At 65.5% G+C, this 420-nt stretch carries 1 protein-coding gene; it reads right to left on the bottom strand.

Annotation, left to right across the window (positions count from 1 at the left end; translation table 11 throughout):
* Nucleotides 1–390, bottom strand: a 390-nt coding sequence (locus EN925_RS39320; protein ID WP_281040722.1) for a cytochrome c oxidase assembly protein, incomplete at its 3' end; no start/stop codon positions are given.
* Nucleotides 391–420: the final 30 nt, after the last annotated feature.

Here is a 420-nt window from a genome sequence, read left to right as displayed (position 1 = left end):
GTCATAGGCGGCGGGAACGTGCCAGAACCACATCGTGGCGACGAAGGCGGCGGCGGCGATCCACGCCGAGGCTCTCTTGTGCGCCGCCTGCCTGACGCCGGGTATGGCCGCGACGGCGTGTCCGAGCACGCGGCGGCTCGCGACCGGAAACGCCCGAAGCATGACGAGATGGGCATTCGAGAACGCGAACAGAGGCGCCGCGGCGAGGATGAGCATCAGATGCTGGAGCATGTGGACGGAAAACAGTTCGTCCGACAGAGCGTCGATCGGCGACAGGAGGGCGAGACCGATCACGCCGATCGCAAACAGGAAGGTTGCCACCCGCGTCTTGCCGACCGGCCATTTGCGATGCCGGCGGGAAAGCATTTCCGCTATCCCAGCGAGATACACCGCCAGCAGAATCGCGAGCAGCACTTCCAC

This window comes from Mesorhizobium sp. M7A.F.Ca.US.006.04.2.1 (assembly GCF_004022915.1).
Classification (GTDB): Bacteria; Pseudomonadota; Alphaproteobacteria; order Rhizobiales; family Rhizobiaceae; genus Mesorhizobium; species Mesorhizobium ciceri.
This window is presented reverse-complemented; position numbering and strand designations above follow the sequence as displayed.